Source organism: Nakamurella sp. GG22, from assembly GCF_052976845.2.
In genome coordinates this window covers 1-1,958 of the sequence record NZ_JBRIIO020000067.1, presented here as the reverse complement: position 1 = coordinate 1,958, position 1,958 = coordinate 1, and the positions used below count along the sequence as shown (strand labels likewise).

At 69.0% G+C, this 1,958-nt stretch carries 3 protein-coding genes; 1 reads left to right on the top strand and 2 read right to left on the bottom strand.

The window, feature by feature from the left end:
• A partial coding sequence (locus ACVBEQ_RS27995) for a M24 family metallopeptidase (RefSeq protein ID WP_447156720.1) occupies positions 1–341 on the bottom strand: 341 nt, incomplete at its 3' end.
• Between the two features lie 85 nt (positions 342–426).
• Here ACVBEQ_RS27995 and ACVBEQ_RS27990 point away from each other — a divergent pair.
• A complete protein-coding gene (locus ACVBEQ_RS27990; RefSeq protein WP_447156719.1) occupies positions 427–729 on the top strand; it encodes a helix-turn-helix domain-containing protein in 303 nt (100 codons plus the stop codon).
• Here the strand turns inward: ACVBEQ_RS27990 and ACVBEQ_RS27985 are convergent.
• Entirely contained in the window at positions 726–1,610 is an 885-nt protein-coding gene (locus ACVBEQ_RS27985) for an alanyl-tRNA editing protein (protein WP_447156718.1), read from the bottom strand. The genes ACVBEQ_RS27990 and ACVBEQ_RS27985 overlap by 4 nt on opposite strands.
• Positions 1,611–1,958 lie beyond the last annotated feature (348 nt).

The window sequence follows — 1,958 nt, the reverse complement described above, 5'->3', positions numbered from 1 at the left end:
ATGGCGGAGTCCGCGACCACTCCGCCGAGAGAAACGGCGAGGTCCAGCGTCAGCAGGTCACCGCCGGCCAGCGGGTAGTCGTGCGGCAGCCCGTGCAGCACGGCGTCATTGACCGACGTGCAGATGTAGTGGCCGAACGGCCCGCGGCCGAAGGACGGCGCGTAGTCGACGTAACAGGACAGCGCCCCGGCCTCGACGATCATGGCCTCGGCCCACCGGTCGATCTCGAGCAGGTTGGTGCCCACGGCGGTGCGGCCTTTCAGCGTCTGCAGGATCTGGGCCACCAGGGCGCCCGCCGCCCTCGCTCGGGGCAGTTCTCTGCGGCTCAGGATCTCGATCATGCAGGGCCTTTCTCTCACGCGTACCAATAACGAACGCCTACCAATAACTATCCCGGCAATGTTATCCCGGTACTACAATCCCGCCATGGTCCGGTTGCCGCTCACCCCCGCCGACGTCGAACGCGGTCAGCGCATCGGTGCGCTGCTGCGAGTGGCGAGGGGTAGCCGCTCGATGCTGGACACCGCGCTCGATGCCGGCGTCTCGCCGGAGACGCTCCGGAAGATCGAGTCGGGCCGCGTCGCGACCCCTGCGTTCCAGACCATCGCGGCCATCGCAGACGTCCTGGGCCTGTCCCTCGATGCTGTCTGGGCCGCGGTCACCATGCCCGACCGTGATGAGGACCCGATCAGCCCGGATCCAGAGGAACGCGAGCAGTTCGCGTCCTAGCCTCGAACTTGCTCCGGGCGACGCACCGAGGTTGCCATCGTCAGCTCGCCCGCCGGATCCTCGTACCGGAGATCGACGCTGATGGCGGCAACCTCGGCGAGTGATCGCAGATGCGTTCCGCCGCAGGGGATCCGCTGCGTTCCTTCGGGCAGGACGCAGACCCATTCCCGGAGGTCGGTGAGTCCCGGTCCGCTGACCTCGACCGCTATGGGGGCGCCGGTGGCGACCCAACCGGTCAGCAGTCGGTTCGCTTCCTCGGCGATGGCCGGCAGGTCGTCGTTGAGGTCCTGCCCATCGAACCCCTTCTTGCGCAGCGACTTCCCGATCCGGTACGTGTCGACGGCACCGTCCGGTTCGATGCGCGACGAGACGATCGCCAACTGGTCGAAATCGGGGTTGCCCAGTCCGTCCGTCCGCACGGGCTTGCGCCATCGCCGTTCGAGAGCGGCGTTCAGCGCGAGCGCGGCGACGTGGCAGCCGGTGTGCCCGGCCGACAACGCGAGCCGGTAGCCCTCGTCGACCGTCAGGTGGACCTCCACGCCCTCCTCCGGCTCCGGCGCATCGCCCGGCAGCACATGCACCACGACGAACGCCCAGCCCGGTTCGCCGCGTCGGACCGGGACCGCCTCGCCGGCGAACAGCGCCGTTCCGTCCGTCGCTCCGATCACGCAATCGGTCACCTGGACGGGATGCCCGCCCCAGCTGATGGTGCCGCGGTCCGGTCCCTGGTCGGGCCACCGTGGATCCACCGGATGGAACGGTGTGACGTCGGTCAGCACCAGGGTCCGGTCCTGCTCCCTGGTGACGGACAGCACCGTCGCCCGTTCCGACACGGTTCCGTTCGGATAGCTCACCAGAGAGTCTGTGTGCGGCAACGGCATGGTGGTCATTGTCGCGTGGGCCGGGCAATCGGGTGACCCCGGGCGGTCCACGCGCACCGCGAGGCCGAAAGTATTGCCGGGTGCCTGCGACCCGAGTAGACATGGTCCACACATCGGGCCACGGCAGCGCACCGGTCAGCACCGGTTCGCCAACGAGGACCTGTGTGAGCCGAGGTGCGGGGCCGGGTGAACGGCTCGAAGGCGAGCTCCCCCGACAGTGACATCGGATGCGGATCCGGTGCTGTTCCTCGACGCGATGGGCGGACGTCGTGCGCCCCGGATCGAGAGGTCCGGCGGCGCCGATGGGACCGGGAGTCACACCGGCGCCCGGATGCGGGCGCATCGTCG